The 18536-nt window shown below is 71.0% G+C and carries 18 protein-coding genes; 9 read left to right on the top strand and 9 right to left on the bottom strand.

Going from position 1 to position 18536, the window contains the following annotated elements; translation table 11 throughout:
• The first annotated feature begins 4 nt into the window (after positions 1–4).
• From ACZ1DY_RS11465 to ACZ1DY_RS11455, 3 genes are all read left to right on the top strand, one after another.
• Complete coding sequence (locus tag ACZ1DY_RS11465; RefSeq protein ID WP_465484308.1) at positions 5–1855, top strand: glycosyltransferase family 39 protein; 1851 nt, start codon at positions 5–7, stop codon at positions 1853–1855.
• Positions 1856–1898: 43 nt separating this feature from the next.
• Positions 1899–2720, top strand: a complete 822-nt coding sequence (locus tag ACZ1DY_RS11460) for a hypothetical protein (protein WP_465484307.1) — start codon at positions 1899–1901, stop codon at positions 2718–2720.
• A 223-nt stretch (positions 2721–2943) separates the two neighbouring features.
• The gene (locus ACZ1DY_RS11455; protein WP_465484306.1) at positions 2944–3642 is read left to right on the top strand and encodes a PP2C family protein-serine/threonine phosphatase; all 699 of its coding nucleotides are present in this window, start codon (positions 2944–2946) and stop codon (positions 3640–3642) included.
• A 9-nt stretch (positions 3643–3651) separates the two neighbouring features.
• Here the strand turns inward: ACZ1DY_RS11455 and ACZ1DY_RS11450 are convergent, their stop codons facing one another.
• From ACZ1DY_RS11450 to ACZ1DY_RS11435, 4 genes are read right to left on the bottom strand one after another with little or no spacing between them, the layout of a single operon-like run.
• Positions 3652–4116 carry a DUF2127 domain-containing protein gene (locus ACZ1DY_RS11450; protein ID WP_465484305.1) on the bottom strand — a complete coding sequence of 155 codons (465 nt, stop codon included), beginning with the start codon at positions 4114–4116 and terminating at the stop codon, positions 3652–3654.
• A 43-nt stretch (positions 4117–4159) separates the two neighbouring features.
• Entirely contained in the window at positions 4160–4564 is a 405-nt protein-coding gene (locus ACZ1DY_RS11445) for a hypothetical protein (RefSeq protein ID WP_126729782.1), read from the bottom strand.
• A gap of 39 nt (positions 4565–4603) precedes the next feature.
• Positions 4604–6061, bottom strand: a complete 1458-nt coding sequence (locus tag ACZ1DY_RS11440; RefSeq protein ID WP_465484304.1) for an amidohydrolase — start codon at positions 6059–6061, stop codon at positions 4604–4606.
• A 49-nt stretch (positions 6062–6110) separates the two neighbouring features.
• Positions 6111–6563: a MarR family winged helix-turn-helix transcriptional regulator gene (locus ACZ1DY_RS11435; RefSeq protein WP_257488335.1), complete on the bottom strand. Its 453-nt coding sequence runs from the start codon at positions 6561–6563 to the stop codon at positions 6111–6113.
• Between the two features lie 143 nt (positions 6564–6706).
• Here ACZ1DY_RS11435 and ACZ1DY_RS11430 point away from each other — a divergent pair, with 143 nt between their 5' ends.
• From ACZ1DY_RS11430 to ACZ1DY_RS11420, 3 genes are all read left to right on the top strand, one after another.
• Positions 6707–7888: an MFS transporter gene (locus ACZ1DY_RS11430; RefSeq protein WP_257488336.1), complete on the top strand. Its 1182-nt coding sequence runs from the start codon at positions 6707–6709 to the stop codon at positions 7886–7888.
• 28 nt (positions 7889–7916) lie between these two features.
• Positions 7917–8750, top strand: coding sequence for an aldo/keto reductase (locus tag ACZ1DY_RS11425; RefSeq protein WP_457956727.1), 834 nt, complete (start codon positions 7917–7919; stop codon positions 8748–8750).
• A 212-nt stretch (positions 8751–8962) separates the two neighbouring features.
• On the top strand, positions 8963–10804 hold the full coding sequence (locus ACZ1DY_RS11420; RefSeq protein ID WP_465484303.1) for a M48 family metalloprotease: 1842 nt from the start codon (positions 8963–8965) through the stop codon (positions 10802–10804).
• Positions 10805–11021: 217 nt separating this feature from the next.
• Here the strand turns inward: ACZ1DY_RS11420 and ACZ1DY_RS11415 are convergent, their stop codons facing one another.
• Both ACZ1DY_RS11415 and ACZ1DY_RS11410 read right to left on the bottom strand, forming a co-directional pair.
• Complete coding sequence (locus ACZ1DY_RS11415; RefSeq protein ID WP_465484302.1) at positions 11022–11852, bottom strand: SAM-dependent methyltransferase; 831 nt, start codon at positions 11850–11852, stop codon at positions 11022–11024.
• A gap of 139 nt (positions 11853–11991) precedes the next feature.
• A complete protein-coding gene (locus tag ACZ1DY_RS11410; RefSeq protein ID WP_465484301.1) occupies positions 11992–13089 on the bottom strand; it encodes a WD40/YVTN/BNR-like repeat-containing protein in 1098 nt (365 codons plus the stop codon).
• 144 nt (positions 13090–13233) lie between these two features.
• On the opposite strand from ACZ1DY_RS11410, the gene ACZ1DY_RS11405 reads away from it, so the two are divergent.
• Entirely contained in the window at positions 13234–14553 is a 1320-nt protein-coding gene (locus tag ACZ1DY_RS11405; protein WP_465484300.1) for a serine/threonine-protein kinase, read from the top strand.
• Positions 14554–14602: 49 nt separating this feature from the next.
• Positions 14603–14992 carry a hypothetical protein gene (locus ACZ1DY_RS11400; RefSeq protein ID WP_465484299.1) on the top strand — a complete coding sequence of 130 codons (390 nt, stop codon included), beginning with the start codon at positions 14603–14605 and terminating at the stop codon, positions 14990–14992.
• Here ACZ1DY_RS11400 and ACZ1DY_RS11395 read toward each other — a convergent pair.
• Together ACZ1DY_RS11395 and ACZ1DY_RS11390 are read right to left on the bottom strand one after the other, a co-directional pair.
• Positions 14985–15161, bottom strand: coding sequence for a hypothetical protein (locus ACZ1DY_RS11395; RefSeq protein ID WP_465484298.1), 177 nt, complete (start codon positions 15159–15161; stop codon positions 14985–14987). The two genes, ACZ1DY_RS11400 and ACZ1DY_RS11395, sit on opposite strands and share 8 nt — an antisense overlap.
• Positions 15162–15219: 58 nt before the next feature.
• On the bottom strand, positions 15220–15762 hold the full coding sequence (locus tag ACZ1DY_RS11390; protein WP_257488343.1) for a type 1 glutamine amidotransferase domain-containing protein: 543 nt from the start codon (positions 15760–15762) through the stop codon (positions 15220–15222).
• A 98-nt stretch (positions 15763–15860) separates the two neighbouring features.
• On the opposite strand from ACZ1DY_RS11390, the gene ACZ1DY_RS11385 reads away from it, so the two are divergent.
• Positions 15861–16868, top strand: coding sequence for a DNA topoisomerase IB (locus tag ACZ1DY_RS11385; RefSeq protein WP_465484297.1), 1008 nt, complete (start codon positions 15861–15863; stop codon positions 16866–16868).
• On the opposite strand, the gene ACZ1DY_RS11380 is transcribed toward ACZ1DY_RS11385, so the two are convergent.
• Positions 16851–18428 carry a SpoIIE family protein phosphatase gene (locus ACZ1DY_RS11380; protein ID WP_465484296.1) on the bottom strand — a complete coding sequence of 526 codons (1578 nt, stop codon included), beginning with the start codon at positions 18426–18428 and terminating at the stop codon, positions 16851–16853. The genes ACZ1DY_RS11385 and ACZ1DY_RS11380 overlap by 18 nt on opposite strands.
• Positions 18429–18536 lie beyond the last annotated feature (108 nt).

Below are 18536 nucleotides of genomic sequence, written 5' to 3'. Positions count from 1 at the left end.
CCCCATGACCACCGCACTCGCTTCCCGGGTTGAACCCGGCCACGCCGGGGAAAGCGCCACGAAACCATCCGGCCGGTGGGTCCGGCCCGCGGTCTTCGGGCTGCTCGCCGCCACCGCGCTGCTATATCTGTGGAATCTGACCGCCTCCGGCTACGGCAACTCGTTCTACGCCGCGGCGGTGCAGTCCGGCACGCAGGACTGGAAGGCGTGGCTGTTCGGCTCGCTCGACGCCGGGAACGTGCTCACCGTCGACAAACCGCCCGCCGCGCTCTGGGTGACGACGGCGTTCGCCCGGCTCTTCGGCTTCTCGAGTTTCACCGTGCTGGCGCCGCAGGCGCTGATGGGAGTCGCCTCGGTCGGCCTGCTGTACCTGACGGTGAAACGGACCTCCGGCCCCGTCGCCGGTCTGTTCGCCGGGGCGGCCTTCGCCGTCACCCCGGTCGCCGCGCTCATGTTCAGGTTCAACAACCCCGACGCGTTCCTGACGCTCCTGCTGATCGCCGGCGGATACTGCACGATCCGCGCGATCGAAAAGGCGAGCCCGCGCTGGCTGGCCTTCGCCGGCGTCGCCATCGGGTTCGGCTTCCTGACCAAGATGATGCAGGCGTTCCTGGTGCTGCCCGCGTTCGGCCTCGCCTACCTGGTCGCGGCGCCGGCGTCGCTCGGGAAACGGTTGCTCCACCTGGCAGGCGCGGTGGTCGCCGTGGTCGTCTCGGCGGGCTGGTTCATCGCGCTGGTCGATCTCTGGCCGACGGACTCGCGTCCGTACATCGGGGGTTCGGACGGCGACAGCCTGCTCGAACTGGCCTTGGGCTACAACGGACTCGGCCGGATCTTCGGCCGGGGCGGCGGCGTGATGGTCGGCGGCCCCGGCGGCTCTGTCGGCTCCGGCGGCGGGAACGTCGGTTTCGGCGGGGAGAGCGGCCTGACCCGGATGTTTGGCGCGAGCTTCGGCGGCGAGGTGTCGTGGCTGCTGCCCGCGGCGCTGATCGGGCTGGTCGCGGGGCTGTGGTTCACCCGGCGGGCCGCCGGGACCGACCGGACGCGGGCCGCGCTGATCGTGTGGGGCGGCTGGATGCTCGTCACCGCGCTGGTGTTCAGCTTCATGAGCGGCATCGTGCACCCGTACTACGCCGTCGCGCTGGCGCCGTCGATCGCCGCCGTGGTGGCGATCTCCGGGACCTCGTTGTGGCGCGGCCGGGCGCATCTCGCGCCTCGGGTGTTCCTGTCGCTGATGATCGCGGCCAGCGCCGTCTGGGCGTACATCCTGCTGGACCGCGACGCGGATTGGCTGCCCGCGTTGCGCTGGATCGTCGCCGGGCTCGGCCTGCTGACCGCGACCGTCGTGCTGGTGGGTGTCCCTCCGGCGCGCAAACTCGTCGCCGTCGTCGCGACGGCCGCAGTCCTGACCGTCGGGCTCGGCACCACCGCGTACGGCATCGCGACCGCTTCGCAGGCCCACTCCGGTTCCATCCCGATCTCCGGCCCGTCGACCGGCGGCGAACGGGGAATGGGCATGGGAATGGAGGAAGGTTCGTCCGCGGAGCTCGGGGCCGCGCTCGCCGCGACCACGACGAAATGGGCCGCCGCGACGACGAGTTCGCAGTCGGCGGCGAACCTGGAACTCGCGAGCGGGAAGCCGGTGATCGGCATCGGCGGCTGGAGCGGCGGGGATCCCGCCCCGACGCTGGCGGAATTCCAGCAGTACGTGGCCAACGGCGACATCACCTACTACGTCGAAGGCGGCCGCGGCGGTGGTCCGGGTGGCGGCTCGAACGAGATCTCCGAATGGGTCGCCGAGAACTACAGCGCCACCACGGTCGGCGAGCAGACGGTGTACAACCTGCTCTCCTGAAAATCCGTCGACAATGGTGGGGCGCACGGGAATCCTGGACGGCGTGAATCGGCCGTACCGCTGGGATCTCGTGCGCCCCGACCAGCTCGGGACGCTACTGGAACGCGCCGGAAAACCGTCGCTGTGGTTCCTGGACGAGCTGATCGAATGCGCCGCGAAGGTGATCGCCCGCGCCGGTGACGCCGATCTGTACTTCGTCGGGCGCTCCGCCGACAGCGTGCACGATCTGCTGAGCGGAACCCCTTGGCGGGAAAGGATCCATCAGCTGCCGCTGTCGTTCGCAGGGGTCTACAGCGGACTGAAGGAGTCCGATGTGGACACTCTGCGCGGCTATCTCGCTTCGATGGGGCTAAGCCCGCACGACCTGGCCCGCGGGCGGCCGAAGGTGTTCGTCGACCTCGTCTACACAGGACAGACGTTCACCGAGCTCTACGGATTTCTGCGGCGCTGGATCGAGGACGAACGCGAGGCCTGGAGCATCATCCGCGGCCGAATCCGGTTCCTCGGGATCACCATCCGCGAGGACACGAGCCCGACGGCGTTCCGCTGGCAGCAGCAGTTCGGCTGGCCCGCCGACCTGCCCGCGAACGGCGTCCGGAACATCTCGCTCGACGAGCCGGTCTGGCTCTACTTCGGCAACACGCAGCCCAAGCTCACGGCGTCGTTCCCGCGGCCGCGCTGGTCGGACGAGAACGGCCGCGCGCCGGAGCATTCGGACAAGCGGCTGCGGGGGCTGGCCGAGGCGGTCGCGATCGTCGAGGCGGGGCGTTCGAAGGCCGGGCGGGACCTGCTGGTGCGGTATCTGCGGAAGGAACCGGCGATGGCGGAGAGCTGGCTGCGGACGCTGATCACGCGCCTGCGCTGACCGCCAAGGCGTAACTCGCGTGCTTGAAGGCGTAACTCGCGTGATCGGAGGCGTAACTCGCGTGTGACGCCTCCAAGCACGCGAGTTACGCCTCTGATCACGTGAGTTACGCCTCCGGGCACGAGAGCGGACCGACAGGCGCATGACACCGAACCCTCAGGTCGCCCACAGGATCAAGGCGCACCCTGGAAGCAGGGAATCACCCAGGGGTGAGGAGAAGACCATGAGGGAGCTTCCGCACTGGCACACGGCGAGCGCGCAGGGTCCGCGCGAACACAACGCGGACGCCGTCGCGGCGTACGCGGCCCCGGACGGCCGGGGGATCGTGTTCGCCCTGGCCGATGGAGTCGGAGATCACCCGAACGCGGCACGCGCGGCGCGGACGGCCGCCTCGGCGGCGTCCAGGACACCGGTCGAGCAGGGGGCGAGCGGGGCCGTTCTCGCTGCTCAGCGGGCAGTGCTCGCTCTCGGCGAGGCCGGTGACTGCGTCCTCGTCGTGGCCGTGCGGACCGCCGAGGGGTATGGCATCGCGTGGGTCGGGGACGCACGGGCGTACGCTTGGGACGGTTACACCGTGCGGCAGGTGACGAAGGACCATACGCTCGCGCAGTACTTCCGCGACCACGGACAACCCGTGACACCGCGGATGGAACACGTCGTCACCACCAGCGTCCGCACGGCCGGTGCGCACGAGATCGGCACGGCCACCGTCACGACCGGCGGGCTCTTGCTCACCAGCGACGGTGTGCACAAGACGCTCAGCGGGCCGACCATGCTCGACATCCTCGGGATGCCGGACAGGGCGGCCACCGAGCTGGTGCGGACGGCGATCTCGCTCGGTGGCTCCGACAACGCCACCGCGCTCGTGGTGGATCCGCCCGGCGCGGACGTCACCACGGAAGAGTTTCGCGTCGCGGCCTGAACCGGGCGGTCAGGCCGCGACGCGATCCCGTTTGAGCTGCCGGTACTCGCGCAGGATCAGCACGACGATCACCACGTCGAGGGCGGCGAAGAACGGAAGCGCGAGCGAGTGCGTGTGGATCGCACGGAGGATCTCGTAGACCACGAACGCCGAGAGCACCACGGCGGCGACGGGGTACGCCCGCATCACCTTCTTCGCCAGCGCCCAGACCAGGCCGAGTTTGACGAGCCCGTGCGCCACGAGGTACACGACGGCGAACGTCCGGCCTTCGGCGAAGTGACCGGCGGCCAGTTCGAGGTGCCGGGCCAGCGTCCCTTCGGGGTCGCCGAGCAGGTCGCGGGTGACCACGGCGTGCGCGAAACCGGAGATGAGCGACGCCGGCACGATCAGCAGGACCAGCCCGCCCAGCAGTTGCAAGGCGCCGTCGAGCCCCTTCAGGGCGATGGCGATCCGGAACAGCTTCTCGGTGCTCATGTCATCCGACCCTGCCGCACCCCGCCGCCGCTCGCAGCCGCCGTCACCGGAACAGGCGGTCCCGGCAGGTCGGGCACCGCTCGTGCCGGGCGGTCCGCCGGGAGCGGTCCCTGCCGTAGAAGGGAAAGCACGGCGCGCCGCAGACGGCGAGATAGATCCGCCCGCAGCGCAGCGGCCGCTCGCCGACGTGGTGGGCCACGAGCAGCGCCCGGTGATGCTCGCCCGCTTCGGGCAGCCAGCCGTCGTCGGGCAGCTTCGCGAGCACGTCGGCGTCGACGTGGTCCGAACGGGCGAGCAGTGCGGTGCCGAGGTCGGTGAGCCGTTCCCCGAGATCACGGAGGACGTCGGCCCGCGGCGCGTCCTCCTCGACCATCCGGGTGACGAAGCCGATGTCGGTGCTCAAGGAGCGGTGGAGGTCCCGGAGCCGGTCGAGCAGACGGTGATCCATGCCCTTCCATTAAGGCGTTGCGCCACCGCAAGGAAAGACTCAGGACGCGTAGGTGACACGGCCGTCCATGATCGTGGCGGTGACGGGGATGTCGCGCAGCCCGGCCGGGGACAGCCGCACCGGGTCCACGGCGGTGACGACCAGATCCGCGACGTCCCCGACGGCCACCGACGTCCGGCCACCGGACGACGCGGCGAGCGCGGCCTCCAGCGGCATGGCCTGCTCGGGATGCCACGGCGGGCGCTCGTCGTCGGTGCGGCTGACCGCCGACGCGATCGCGTCCCACGGGTCCAGCGGCGCGACCGGCGCGTCCGAACCGAACTCCAGCGTCACCCCGGAGCGATGCAGAGCGCCGTACGGGAAGGCGCGGTCGGTCCAGCCGTGCCAATGCCGGTCGGCGACGTCGCGGTCGTCCGGCTGATGGGCGGGCTGCACACTCGCCACGACACCCAGCTCGGCGAACCGCGCGACGTCCTCGGCGCGCAGCAGTTGCGCGTGCTCGATGCGGCCCGCGCAGCCGACCTTCGCGAAGGCGTCGAGCGCGATCTTGTTGGCGTGGTCGCCGATCGCGTGCACCGCGGGCGAAAGGCCGTTCGCGGATGCCTTGCGCATCAACGGTTCCAGCTCCTCGGGCGGCAGTTCGAGCAGCCCGTGGGACTCGGTTCCGGCGTAGTGACCCACGCAGTACGCGGTGCGCGTGTTCAGCGAACCGTCGACGAACAGCTTGAACGGCCCGACCGTGAGCAGCCCGCCGCTGTCCTCCAGTACGTCTCCGGAACGGTGGCCGCGCTCGATGGCCGTGTCGAGCAGGTACTTCGCGATCACGCAGGAGACCCGGACCGGCAGGGGTCTCCGCGCCTGCCGTCGCCGCCAGTCGGTGACCGTGTCGGCGTATTCGTAGTCGGCGATCCTGGTGACGCCGCGGGCGGCCGCCGCGTCGAGGGCGTCGGCCACCCAGCCGTCGATGACGTCCTCGGGCGCGATCGGGAGTTCGGCCGTCGCGCTCATGCAGTCGTTCTCCAGCAGCACCCCGGTCGGATGCTCGCGACCGATGAGCTTGAGCGCGGCGGGACTGAGCCACAGCGTGTGGAGGTCGGCGCTGAACAGCGCGACCGGATGCCCGGGCAGCGCCTTCTGCAGCAGATCCTTGTGCGGGGCGTCGGGCCAGAGCCCGTCGCGGAACCCGGCGCCGAGCACGAGCTCGCCGGGCGGCGCGGGATTCGCCAGCAGGTGCGCCAGCACGAGCTCGACCGTGTGCGCGGCGGAAGTCGCCTCCCCCAGCGGGATCCGGCGGCGCGCGGCCGACCACTGGGCGGTGTGCACGTGCGCGTCGACCAGGCCGGGCAGCAGGGTGCCGCCGTGCCCGTCCAGGATCTCCGACGCCTCACCCGCCTGCCCCGGGCCCGCGATGGCCGCGATCCGGCCACCCTCGATCCGCACGTCCGACAGGGAACCCGCCAAGCCGACCCGGACCCGGCGCAACAGAAGATCGTCCACGCCCTCACCTTGCCAGCCCGGCTCGCGAGTAGTCACCTACTTGCGAGGGTCAGGAGCGGGCGAAGGTGAGCTTTCCGAGCGCGGCGACCAAAGGCGCGAGTTCGGGGAGTTCCTCGGCCGCGGCCAAAGCCTCGGTCAGGACGGCGTCGTGCGTCGGCCGGGCGGCCGCGAGCAGCTCCTGCCCGGCAGGCGTGACCTCCGTGTAGATCCCCCGCCGGTCGTCCGGGCACAGGTACCGCTGCAGCAGCCCCCGGTCCTCCAGCCGCGACACCAGCCGGGTCGTCGCCGACTGGCTGAGCACGACGGCGTTCGACAGCTGGTTCATCCGCAGGTGGAAACCGTCCTGCCGGGCGAGTACGTCCAGCACGGTGTACTCGCTGACGGACAGCGAGTGCTGCTGCGCCAGCGCGCGCTCCAGCGCGTCCTCGATCCGCGCGTGCAGTGCGGCCAGGGTCCGCCAGCCCTGCGCGCGTGCCTCCACGGCGTCGTCGGCCAGTGACACGGTTCACCTCTTCCCCGGTTGCCCGAGCTTCGTTGCGTCATGCATCATCAAGCGTGTGCAATATACGGCGCGTGCAACTATTTCAGACGCCCGTAGTTGCCAACGCCAGACAACACCACTCTACGGGAAGAAGTGAGCCTCCAATGCCTGCCGCTCTGCTCGCACTGGCGATCAGTGCCTTCGGTATCGGCACCACCGAGTTCGTGATCATGGGCCTGCTGCCCGAGGTCGCGGGCGACTTCGGCGTCTCGATCCCCTCCGCCGGACTGCTGATCTCCGGATACGCGCTGGGCGTCGTGGTCGGCGCCCCGCTGCTGACCGCGCTCGCGTCGCGAGTGCCGCGCAAGACGGTCCTGGTCGGCCTGATGGTCCTGTTCATCGCCGGCAACGTCGTTTCGGCGCTGGCCCCCACCTACGGCCTGCTGATGACCGGCCGCGTGGTCGCCGCGCTCTCACACGGCGCGTTCTTCGGTGTCGGGGCGGTCGTCGCCGCCTCGCTGGTCGCGCCGAACAAGCAGGCGGGCGCCATCGCGATGATGTTCACCGGCCTGACCGTCGCCAACGTCCTCGGCGTTCCCGCGGGGACCGCGCTCGGCCAGGCACTGGGCTGGCGTTCGACGTTCTGGGCGGTCAGCGCGCTCGGCGTGATCGGCCTGATCGGGATCCTCGCGCTGGTCCCCGTGCAGGCGACGACGAAGAGCGCAGGGCTGCGCAGCGAACTGGCCGTGTTCCGGCGTCCGCAGGTGTGGCTCGCGCTGGCGATGACCGCGCTCGGCTTCGCCGGGGTGTTCGCGTCCTTCACCTACATCGCCCCGATGATGACCGAGGTCGCCGGCTTCTCCCCCGGCGCGGTGACCTGGCTGCTCGTGCTGTTCGGCGGCGGCCTGTTCGTCGGCAACCTGCTCGGCGGCAAGGCGGCCGACCGGTCGCTGATGCCCAGCCTGTACGTCATCCTCGCCGTGCTCGCGGCCGTGCTGGTCGTGTTCGTCTTCACCGCGCACGCGCAGCTCCCCGCCGCGATCACCATCGCGGTCTTCGGCGCCGCCGGATTCGCGACCGTCGCGCCGCTTCAGGCCCGCGTCATGAACAAGGCCGAAGGCGCGCCCGCGCTGGCTTCGGCGGCCAACATCGCCGCGTTCAACCTCGGCAACGCCGGGGGCGCGTGGCTCGGCGGCAAGGCCATCGACGCGGGTCTCGGCTATACCGCGCCCAACTGGATCGGCGCCGCCCTGGCGCTCGCCGGACTGCTGGTCGCGGTGATCTCGGGCATGCTCGACCACGGGCGGCGAAAGGCTCGTCGCGCCGAACTGGCCCCCGCCGCCTGACCCGTCAGTACCCATGAAAGGAACGCAAGTGACCGACATTCCCACCGTCAAGCTCAACAACGGGGTGGAGATGCCGCAGCTCGGGTTCGGCGTCTTCCAGGTGCCGGACGAGGAGACCACCGCCGCGGTCAAGGCCGCGCTGGACGCGGGCTACCGCAGCATCGACACCGCCGCCGTCTACGGCAACGAAGCGGGCGTCGGCAAGGCGCTCGCCGAGTCCGGGATCGCCCGCGACGAGCTGTTCATCACGACCAAACTGTGGAACAGCGAACAGGGCTACGACGCCACGCTGAAGGCGTTCGACGCCAGTATGACCAAGCTGGGCCTCGAGCAGCTGGACCTCTATCTCATCCACTGGCCGACGCCGGAGCGCGATCTCTACCGCGACACGTGGAAGGCCTTCGAGAAGCTCTACGCCGACGGCCGGGTGCGCGCGATCGGCGTGTCCAACTTCCAGCCCGCGCATCTCGAACGGCTTCTCGACGCCGGCTCGGTGACCCCGGCGGTCAACCAGGTCGAGGTGCACCCGTACCTGCAGCAGGCCGCGGTGCGCGAATTCGACGCGAAGCACGGCATCGCGACCGAGGCGTGGAGCCCGCTGGCCAAGGGCGGCGACCTGCTCGGCGAGGGCGCGATCACCGCGCTGGCCGCCAAGCACGGCCGCACGCCGGCGCAGATCGTCCTGCGGTGGCACCTGCAGCTCGGCAACGTCGTCATCCCGAAGTCCGTGACGCCGTCGCGGATCAAGGAGAACCTCGACGTCTTCGGGTTCACGCTGTCGGAGGAGGACATCGCTTCGCTGTCCGTACTGGACCGGGGCGAGCGGACCGGACCGGATCCCGACACGTTCAACGTCGCCTAGTCATCACCCTCGTGAGTGGTCAGGACGGTTAGAACCGTCCTGACCACTCACGCGGCTTCGGGCTGTCGCAGGTCGCGGGCGTAGCGCTTTGTTCTCGCCCGAGCCCGCTGCGTAGCCGGTTACTATTCGGCCGCACAGACGGCACTTGTGCGAAAAGAGGTAACCGGACGATGCAGGCCCGAGGACGCGCCGTCCTCGCGACACTTCTGCTCGTGGCGTTCCCAGTGGTGGTCGTCGCGGTGGGTGTCGCCAGTGTGCTGGCGGGCCTGCGGATCCAGGGCAAGATCGGTACCTACGTCATGCTCGGCGGGCTCGCGATCATGATCGCGCTCGGCTTCGGGCTGGTGAGCGCGCTGCGGGCGCGGCGTCCCCCGATCGAGGGGCCGCGGCTGGACCGCGAAGCGCATCCCGCGCTGTGGCGGATGATCGACGACCTCGCCGCCCAGGTGAAGACGCGGCCGCCGGACGAGATCGTGCTGATCGGCGAGATCAACGCCGCGGTCACCGAGGACGCCCGGTTCCTCGGCCTGCGGCCGGGCCGCCGCACGATGCTGATCGGGCTGCCGCTGATGGCCGCGCTGAGCGTGAGCGAACTGCGCGCGGTGCTCGCGCACGAACTCGGCCACTACAGCGGCGGCCACACCCGGCTGCTCGCGCTGACCTACCGCGGCACCCAGACGCTCGCCTTCACCGTCGACAGGCTGGACGGCGGCCCCGCCAGGGCCCTGCTCTCCGCGTACTCGAAGCTGTACCTCCTGATCGCGCGGTCGGCGAACCGGCGGCAGGAACTGCAGGCCGACGAGGCGTCCGTGCTCGCGGCGGGCAGCCGGACGGCGGCCGCGGCGCTGCGGAAGGTCGCGACGCTGAGCCCGCTGTGGAAGGACTACTCCGAGCGCTATCTCTCGCTCGGCGCGGCGGCCCGGCGCACTCCCGCCGTGCTGCTGGGGTTCCGGTCGTACCTCAATCACCCCGTCCAGCGGGACTGGGTGGCCGAGTACGCCGACGACATCATCGACGGCGAGGAGCTGTCGAAGTACGACAGCCATCCGCCCACGAAGCGGCGGATCGCCGCGCTGGCGGGCGTGCCGGACAACCCGGTGAAGCCGGACGCCCGGCCGGGCTGGTCGCTCCTTGGCGCGCCGAAGGTCGACGTGCCCGAGGCGGAACTGAACGTGCTGGTCCGCGACGTCGGACCGCGCGCGGACTGGGACGAGGTCGTCAAACGCGCGGGCAGGGCTTCGGTGGCGGAGGGCGCGAGGCTGCTGACCGCGGCCGGGATCGAGAGCAGGCTGGCGCCACGCGGCACCATCGGCGAGGTCGTGCGGGTGCTGCGCGACGGGGACGCCGACGCGCTCGCCAAACCCCTGCGGGCGCCGTCCCGCGAGGAGGGCCTCCAACTGCTCACCGAACTGTTCGCCGACACCGTCACCGCCGCGATGATCGACAACGGCGTCGCCGCGCACCGCCTGAACTGGGGCGGCGGCTGGGAACTGTGCCTCGGCGACGGCGAGCCGTTCGACGTCGCCGAACTGGTCGGCCCGGCGGTGCGGAGCCCGCGCGCGGTCGACGAACTGGTCCACAACCTGCAACTGCTGAGCGTGCCCGCCGGGTACTTCTGCAAGCAGGAACCCCAGCCGGAGCCGGATCCCGCCGAGGCACGGATGCTCGGGATGTTCACCGCGCTCAAGGCCAAGCGGAAGCTCTACGACCTGATCGTCTGCGACACCGAAGTGGTGTTGCTGCCGATGGCGCGTTCGGTGCTGATCCGCCGTGGCCTCGCCGGGCTGATCGGGGCGCGCGGTGTGTCGGACCGCAAGCGGATCCGGAAGCTGCGCGAGCGCGGCCTCGACGATCTGCGCGCCGAACCGGGCGCCCGGCGGATCCCGTTCTCGGACATCGTCGCGGGCGGCTTCCCCCGCCGGAAGCTCACCGCGTACCTGACGCTGGAGCTGTCCGACGGCGAGACGCTGGAGCTGGCCTTCACCGGCAACACCGAGGACTTCGGGACCGCGCACGACGAACTGACGGCGTTGTTCGCCTCGCTGAAGGCTTGATGCGCTTTTGTGTCGGGTGCCTCCACCCGGGTTGCGAAAGCCACTTTCGCAACCTTCAACGTTGCGAAAGTGGCTTTCGCAACACAGCCGCCAGAGGCGAGCCCGCGCCGACCGTCGCCCGGGGACGGCCCTCCGCGCACGTCGCGAAAGCCACTTTCGCGACGCCTGACGTCCCGAAAGTGGCTTTCGCGACATGCCGCTCCGGCAGACCCGCCCCTTAAGGCTTGATCCCCACCCCGCCGAGGCTCAGGTGGTTCAGCTCGGACAGCGGAGCGAGCCGCGGCCCCTCGGGCCACCACTCGTGCAAGTGAACGACGCCGGGCTCCAAGACCTCCAGCCCGTCGAACAGCGACTCGATCTCCTCGCGGCCGCGATGCACGGTGCGGTGCCCGGCGCTCGCCATGAGGTCGTCGAGCTTCCTGGCGAGCGCGCCGCGTGCGCCCTCGCCAGGGGTGAAGTCGTGGGTGATCAGCACGTACGAGCCGGGCGCGATCGCGTCGACGTACGCCCGGACGACGGACCGCGCCTCGTCGAAGTCTTCGATGTGGTGCAGCACCGAGTTCAGGATCACCGCGACCGGGCGGTCGAATTCGATGTGCTCGGCGACCACCGGATCGGCGAGGGTCTGCTCCGGATCGGTCAGATCGGCGCCGCTGACGTGGACGAGCAGGTCCTCCAGCAGCGCCAGCCCGTGCGCCTGGACGACCGGGTCGTGGTCGACGTAGACGACCAGCGCGTCCGGGTTGTACCGCTGCGCCGCCTGATGCGTGTTCTCCGAGGTGGGCAACCCGGAGCCCAGGTCGAGGAACTGGTCGATCCCGCGGGCGCCGGCGAGGAACCGGACCACCCGGTTCGCCCAGGAGCGGAACTCCTTGGCCATCGCGGCCGCGTCGGGGGCGATGGCGAGCAGATCCTCCACCGCCCGCCTGTCGACCTCGTAGTGGTCGTGCCCGCCGAGAAGGACGTCCTTCATCCGGGCGAGGTTGGGCTTGCTGTAGTCGAGGGGGAGCGGGCGCCTCGGCACAGACCGGACCTCGTCCGAAGTCATGGACACGTTCCACCCTTCAGCCGCGCACGGGCCGCGCGAACGCGCCCACGGCTCCCTCGACATCGACGGACCGTACACAGATTACGACATGGCGTGCTGTCACGTGAACCTCCCCAAGGGCCTTGCCTACCTGCGCCGATCACCCGAAGACGAGCTCGCGCCAGGTGACTCCGCCGTCGGTGGTGCGGTACACGGCGGACCCGCCCTCCGCGTCGGGCAGGCCGTCCACGACCACGCCGACCCGTTCGTCCGGGAAGTCCAGATCGTTGAGGCAGACGCCGCGGCCGCTGAGCACGGTCGTCGTCCAGGTCGATCCGCCGTCGGCCGTGCTGTGCAGGAATCCGGTGCCGCCGCCTTCCGCCGCGACGGTCGCCGCCGTGGGCGACGCCGCGCTGAAGCTCTGGTCGATCCCGAGCGTGGGCGCCTGCGCCGACCCGGTGAAATGCCCGCCGAGCTTCGGCGCGCGCCACAGCCGCCGGACGGTCGCCCCCGGCTGCGGCGTCCCCGGTCCCCCGCTGCACAGCGCCAGCACCTGTCCTCGCCGGACGCCGCTCAGCGAAGCCGAAGTGTCCGCCGGGCAGGGCGTCGGCGCGGCCGCGAAGGTCAGGCCATCCGACGACGTCCAATACTTCTGGACGCGGTGGTCCCCCCCCATCGAGACCTGGATCCCGCCGCTGGTCGCGATGTCGCCGTAGGTCGAGGAGCCGGTGACGGTGAATCCCGGGACCGGCAGGAGCAGCCGCGTGCCGGCGATCCCGGCGTACAGCGTCGTCGTCGACGGGGTGCCGAACCCGGTGACCATCGCGAACACCCGCGGCCCCGATTCGGCGATCTTCGAAATATAGAAGGGTTCCCGGACCCCGGCGAGGCGCACCTCGGACCATTTGCCGCCACCATCGTGGCTGGCGAGCAGCCGGGTGCCGTCGGAGAGGAACGCGTCGCGTCCGTCGATCACCGTGAGTTTGACCTGATTGTGGTTGTCCGGCAAGGAGATCGGCGGTTCACCGACACGGCGCCAGCGCTTCCCGCCGTCGGTGGTCGCCAGCAGCGAAGCGCACCATCCGGGTTTCCCGCACGGCGAGAACCCGAGGACGAATCCGTGCCGCGGCCCGGTCCAGCTGGTCGACGCGGGGGCGAAACCCTCGGGCACCCGCGCGTCGGCGGCGGCGGCCGGGGTGAAGACGGCCAGGGCGGTCAGTGCGGTGGCGGCGAGCGCGGCCCACCGGTTCGGCTTCATGACCACGGGACGTCCGGCCCCCGCCCTGGTTGCCCGCCGTTCGGGGTGAACCCCCAGATCATCTCCGGTACTCTCGCAAACCTTGTTTCGCCCGGGGCCGGACCGGGTATACGGCGTTCGGCCGGTGAGACGGAGGTAGCACCGATGGACGACGCGGGTGCGCGTGCTGGTGGTGATGAGGAAGAAGACCCCGGGACCACACAGCGCCGGTTCAGCCTGAACGTCCACGACCCGGACCATCTGCCGCGCAGGCTCGCCGGCCGGTACGAGGTCCGCGAGCTGCTCGGCCGCGGCGCGACCGCACGCGTGTTCCGCGCCTGGGACCTGCGCGAAGGACGCGAAGTCGCGCTGAAACTGTTCCACGCGGACACGATGGCCAGGGACGAGCGCCGCCGGGAGCAGGAGATCCAGACCCTCAGCGCGGTCCGTCACCCCGGCCTCGTCCCGCTGTACGACGCGGGCTCCGACGACGGCTACACCTATCTCACGATGCGCCTGGTCGAGGGCCCGAACCTGGCCCAGCGCCTGCGGTCCGGCCCGCTTCCCCAGGACGAGGTCGTCGAGCTGGCCGCCCGGCTGACCGACGCGCTCGCCCACGTCCACGCGCACGGCATCACCCACCGTGACCTGAAACCGGCGAACATCCTGATCGACGGCGACGGCCCGCTGATCGGCGACTTCGGCGTGGCGCACGCCTTCGACGCGACCAGGGTGACCGAGACCGGCGGCGTCGTCGGCACGGCGGCGTACATGGCGCCCGAACAGGTCCGCGGCGAGAACGTCGGCCCGCCCGCCGACATCTATTCCCTCGGCCTCGTCCTGCTCGAATGCCTGTCCGGCGAGCGGGAGTACACCGGGACGCCGGTCGAGGCCGCGGTCGGCAGACTGCACCGGCCGCCGCGGATCCCCGGCGGGCTGTCGGTGACCATGACGACCTTGTTGCGCGGGATGACCGCGCGGAAACCGGCGCAGCGTCCGACGGCCGCGGCCATCTCCCGGATCCTGCTGGAGGATTCCACCGGGACGAAGGTGGTCCGTCTCGCGCCCGCCACCCGTAAGCGGGCGGCGGTGGTCGCCGCCGTCAGCGCGCCCGCCGCCGCGATCACCCTCGGTGTCATGCTGGCCCTCAACCAGACGGGTACGCCCGCGCCGTCGCGGCCGGAAGGGATGCTTCCCCCGGCGGTGACCGGCACTTCGGGACCGGTGGCAGGCCTGGGGCCGCAGGTTTCGGAGGCCGTCGAGGTGCCCACCCGCGGCCCGAAGGCGAGCAACGGCACCGTCGTGGTGACCGAAGCGGTCCCGGCTTCCGGCGCGGATCCGACAGGCGCCCGGAGCACCGAGGCCACCTCCGCGCCGAGGGACACGACCGCCGCAAGCGACCGGCAGAGCACCTCGGGCAAGCCGAGCAAGACCAAGCCCGGCCCGCCGACGACGAAGAGCAGCAGGCCCGGTCCACCCGGCTGAGCGACCGCACGGTACGGGTGTCCACTGTGGACGATGATGGGAGACGGCGATGACCTACATCAACGACCCGCGAGAGCCGCAGGAAGAAGAGATCGTCGAACGGACACCCGGCAGGATCCGCGTCGTGCGGGTCGTCAACGCCGTCGTCCACGCGGTGTGCTGGATCTCCGCGCTGGTGCTGATCGTGCACATCCTGCTGGTGTTCGGCGAAGCCAACCCGGGGAACGGGTTCGCGCAGCTGATCGACCAGTGGTCGCGCGCCGTCTCACTCGGCCTGCGGAACCTGTTCACCCCGGACGGCCTCAAACTCCGCACCTTGTTCAACGACGGTCTCGCCGCGTTGCTGTGGCTGATCATCGGCGGCGTGGTGACCGACCTGGTCTCGCGGATCGGCCTCCCCGGCCCGAAGCGGGTCTGGTACCGGCGCTCCGTCAGTTGAGCGAGCCCGGTCTCCCCTCCGGGGCGTCACCCGCCTGAGCCTGTTCGGCCTGGGCGTCGGTGACCTCCGGCGCGGCCGTGGTCTCCGCGGGCCGCGCCCGTTCCGGCTCGTGCTCGGTCTCGAAATGCTCACGGCACCAGCGGCCGTAGCGTCTGGCATGCACGGTCATCGCGGCACCTCCTTCCCCACCACCACGATCCCCCAGTTCTGTGACGCGCGCCACTCGTTTAACCGGCGAATCGGGTGACGATCTCGGCGCAGAACGCGGGCAGGTCGTCCGGATTGCGGCTCGACGTCAGGTTGCCGTCGGTGACGACCTCCTGGTCGACGACGGTTCCGCCGGCGTTGCGGATGTCGGTGCGAATGCTGGGATACGACGTGAGCGTGCGGCCGCGGACGACGTCGGCCTCGACCAGCGTCCACGGCCCGTGGCAGATCACGCCGACGGGTTTGCCGCTGTTCACGAAGTCGCGCACGAAGCGGACCGCGTCCTCGTCCGCGCGCAGGTTGTCCGGGTTCATCGTGCCGCCGGGCAGCACGAGCGCGTCGAAGTCGGCGACCGTGACGTCCTTGACGACCCGGTCGACGGTGAACTTCTCGGCCTTGTCGATGTCGCCGTTCATGGCCTGGATCTCGCCGGGCTCCAGCGAGACGACTTCGGCCGTCGCCCCGGCGTCGGTGACCGCCCTGCGCGGCTCGACCAGCTCGACCTGTTCCACGCCGTCCGCGGCGAGGATGGCCACGCGGCGTCCGTTCAGCGATGTCGCCATCGGGTTCCCTCCTGAGGTCGTAGTCGCTTTCGGACTACCCCGGACCGCGACCGCCGAACCATGGGCATGAACTCCCGCCGCGGCGGGTATCTGCCCGCATGCGACTTCGGCGAGCGGACCTGGGGTCCCCCGGTATCCGGAGGCGGCGCAGAGGTCGTGGCTTCGGCTATCTGACCCCGGACGGCGAGCCGCTGAAGGACGGGGAGACGATCGAGCGGATCAACGCGCTCGCGATACCGCCCGCGTGGCGGCGCGTGTGGATCTCCCCGCACGAGAACGCCCACATCCAGGCGGTCGGGATCGACGACGCCGGGCGGAAGCAGTACCTCTACCACCCCGAATGGCGACGGGCCCGGGACGAGGAGAAACACGATCGCGTCCTCGCACTGGCGCGGAAGCTGCCCAAGCTGCGCGAGACGGTCCAGGGGGATCTCGACTCTCGCGGCCTGAAACGGGAACGCGTGCTCGCCGGCGCCCTGCGGATGATCGACCTCGGGGTCTTCCGCACCGGTGGCGAGAGCTACGCCGACGAGCACGGCACCCACGGGGTGGCGACGTTGCTGTGCGAGCACGTCGAGCTCCGCGGTGAATGCCTGGTGTGCGACTACCCCGCGAAGCACGGCATCCAGCGGAAGGTCCGGCTGCGGGACGAGGCACTGGTGCGGCTGGTCCGCTCCCTGCGGCGGGTGCGGGGCGGCGACGTGCGCCTGCTCGCCTACCGCGACGGTGACGGCTGGCACGAGGTGAAAGCGGACGACATCAACGACCGGCTCCGGGAAATCGTCGGCGACGGTTTCACCGCCAAGGATCTGCGCACCTGGAACGCCACCGTCCTGGCCGCTTCGGCCTTCGCGGACACCGAAAAGCCTTCCAGCGAACGAGGATTGAAGCGGGTCGAGAAGGCCGTGATGACGGAAGTCGCCGAAGGGCTCGGCAACACACCCGCCGTGGCGCGACGGTCCTATGTGGACCCTCGGGTGGTCGAGGCGTACCGGCGGGACCGGACCGTCGCCCGCGCGGTACGGCGAGCCGCGAAGGCGGACAGTCCCGACGAGGCCCGCGACATCGTGGAGCGGGCGGTGGTGCGGCTACTGAACGGGGCGTGAGGCTTCGATGGCGAGGACGGCGATGTCGTCGTGCGTCCCGCTGCCGAGCCATTCCCGCACCGCGGAACGAACCCGGGCGACGACCTCGCGGCCGGACATCCCCCGGCAGCCTGCCAGCAGGTCACGCAGCCGTTCGTCCCCGAACAGGTCCGACGGCCGCTCGTGATGCCGCGCTTCGGTGATCCCGTCGGTGTAGAGCAGGCAGACGTCGCCCTCGGCCAGCCGGATGGCGGTCTCGGCGAACCGGGCCTGCGGGGAGATCCCGACCAGCGTGCCGGGCAGGGTGATCTCGTCGACGCCGCCGCGGCGGCGCACCACCAGCGGCGCCGGATGCCCGCCGGAGGCCAAGGTGACGCCGAGACCGTCTTCACCGGCCAGCACCGAACCGAGCACCAGCGTGGCGAACCGGCCGCTGCCGCCGGTGATGAGCAAGGAGTTCAGCAGGCTCAGCAACGTCGTGTTGTCGTGCTCGACGAGGTCGAGCGCGGCGAGGGTCTGCCGGACGCGGCCGGTGAGCGCGGCCGCCTCGGCCCCCTTGCCGCAGACGTCGCCGAGGACGAACATCGCGCCGCCGCCTTCACGCGGCAGGACGTCGTAGAAGTCGCCGCCGACGTCGAGCAGTCCGCCCGACGGCTCGTACCAGACGTCGAACTTGGCGCCGTGGACGTCCGGGGGCGGCGTCGGGCGCAGCGTGGTCTCCAGGCCGCGGGTGGCCTCTTCCTGGCGGGCGTAGCGGTGCGCGTTCGCCAGCGCCGTCCCGGCGGCGCGGGCGAACTCGGTTACCGCTCGCGGGTGGTCCTCGCCGAACGCGGGCGCGCCGCGCCTGCCGAGCACCACCGCGCCGGTGACCCCGGAGCCGCCGTCGAAGCCCAGCGATACCACGGTCACCGACGAATGGACGGCGAGCCGTTCCGCGACGATCGCCGGCAGGGCCGCGATCTCCTCCTCCGGGACCGCCTTGGCTTCGAGTTCGTCCGTGGAGGCGAAGGTGCCGGCGAGCACCGGCGCCAGCTGGGCGGGGACGCGCCTGATCCGGCCGTGCCCGTGGGTGGTGCGGTGATCGCAGCTCCACCACTCCCACCGGCCGCGAGTGGTCGGCAGCAGCACGAAGACACAGTCCGCGAGTTCGGCCGCGGCGACCTCCGCGATCACCTTCGCCGTCCCGTGCCTGCCCCGCGCGGAGGCGAGCCGGGGCGCCGAAGCGGCGAGGAAACCGTCCACGCGCGGGCCGTCGGCCGCGACCGCGGAGGTCACCGTCCACGCGTGCCAGCCGCCGGGCAACGTCCGGATCCGCGCGGGGAACCGGCGGCCGGTGTGCTCGACATGCCCGACGTCGGGGCCTTCCGCGGTGAGCACCGGGCGGCCGCCGCCGAACAGCTCGCGGGCGGCGGGATTCGACCAGCGCAACGCGCCGCCGACGTCCTGCACGAGCACCGCGTCACGGACGTCTTCGAGCAGCTCACGCCAGAACCGCCCGGATTCGGGCAGGGCTCCCTCGCTCGCCGGGGGCGACGACTCCGAGGGGAGCGACGTCGAGGCCGGGGCGGGCCGTGACACCATTCCCGGACCTCCTCCTGCCTTGCGGGTAGCGCAGTGTGAGCGGGCGGACTGGCTCGAAGTGTAGGTCGAATCATGGCACGCTGATGCGACGACCATGGCTTGGCATGC

The organism is Amycolatopsis sp. PSD-21 (assembly GCF_055561455.1).
Note: the sequence above shows the minus strand (reverse complement) of the source record. Positions and strands in the feature narration are given on the sequence as shown.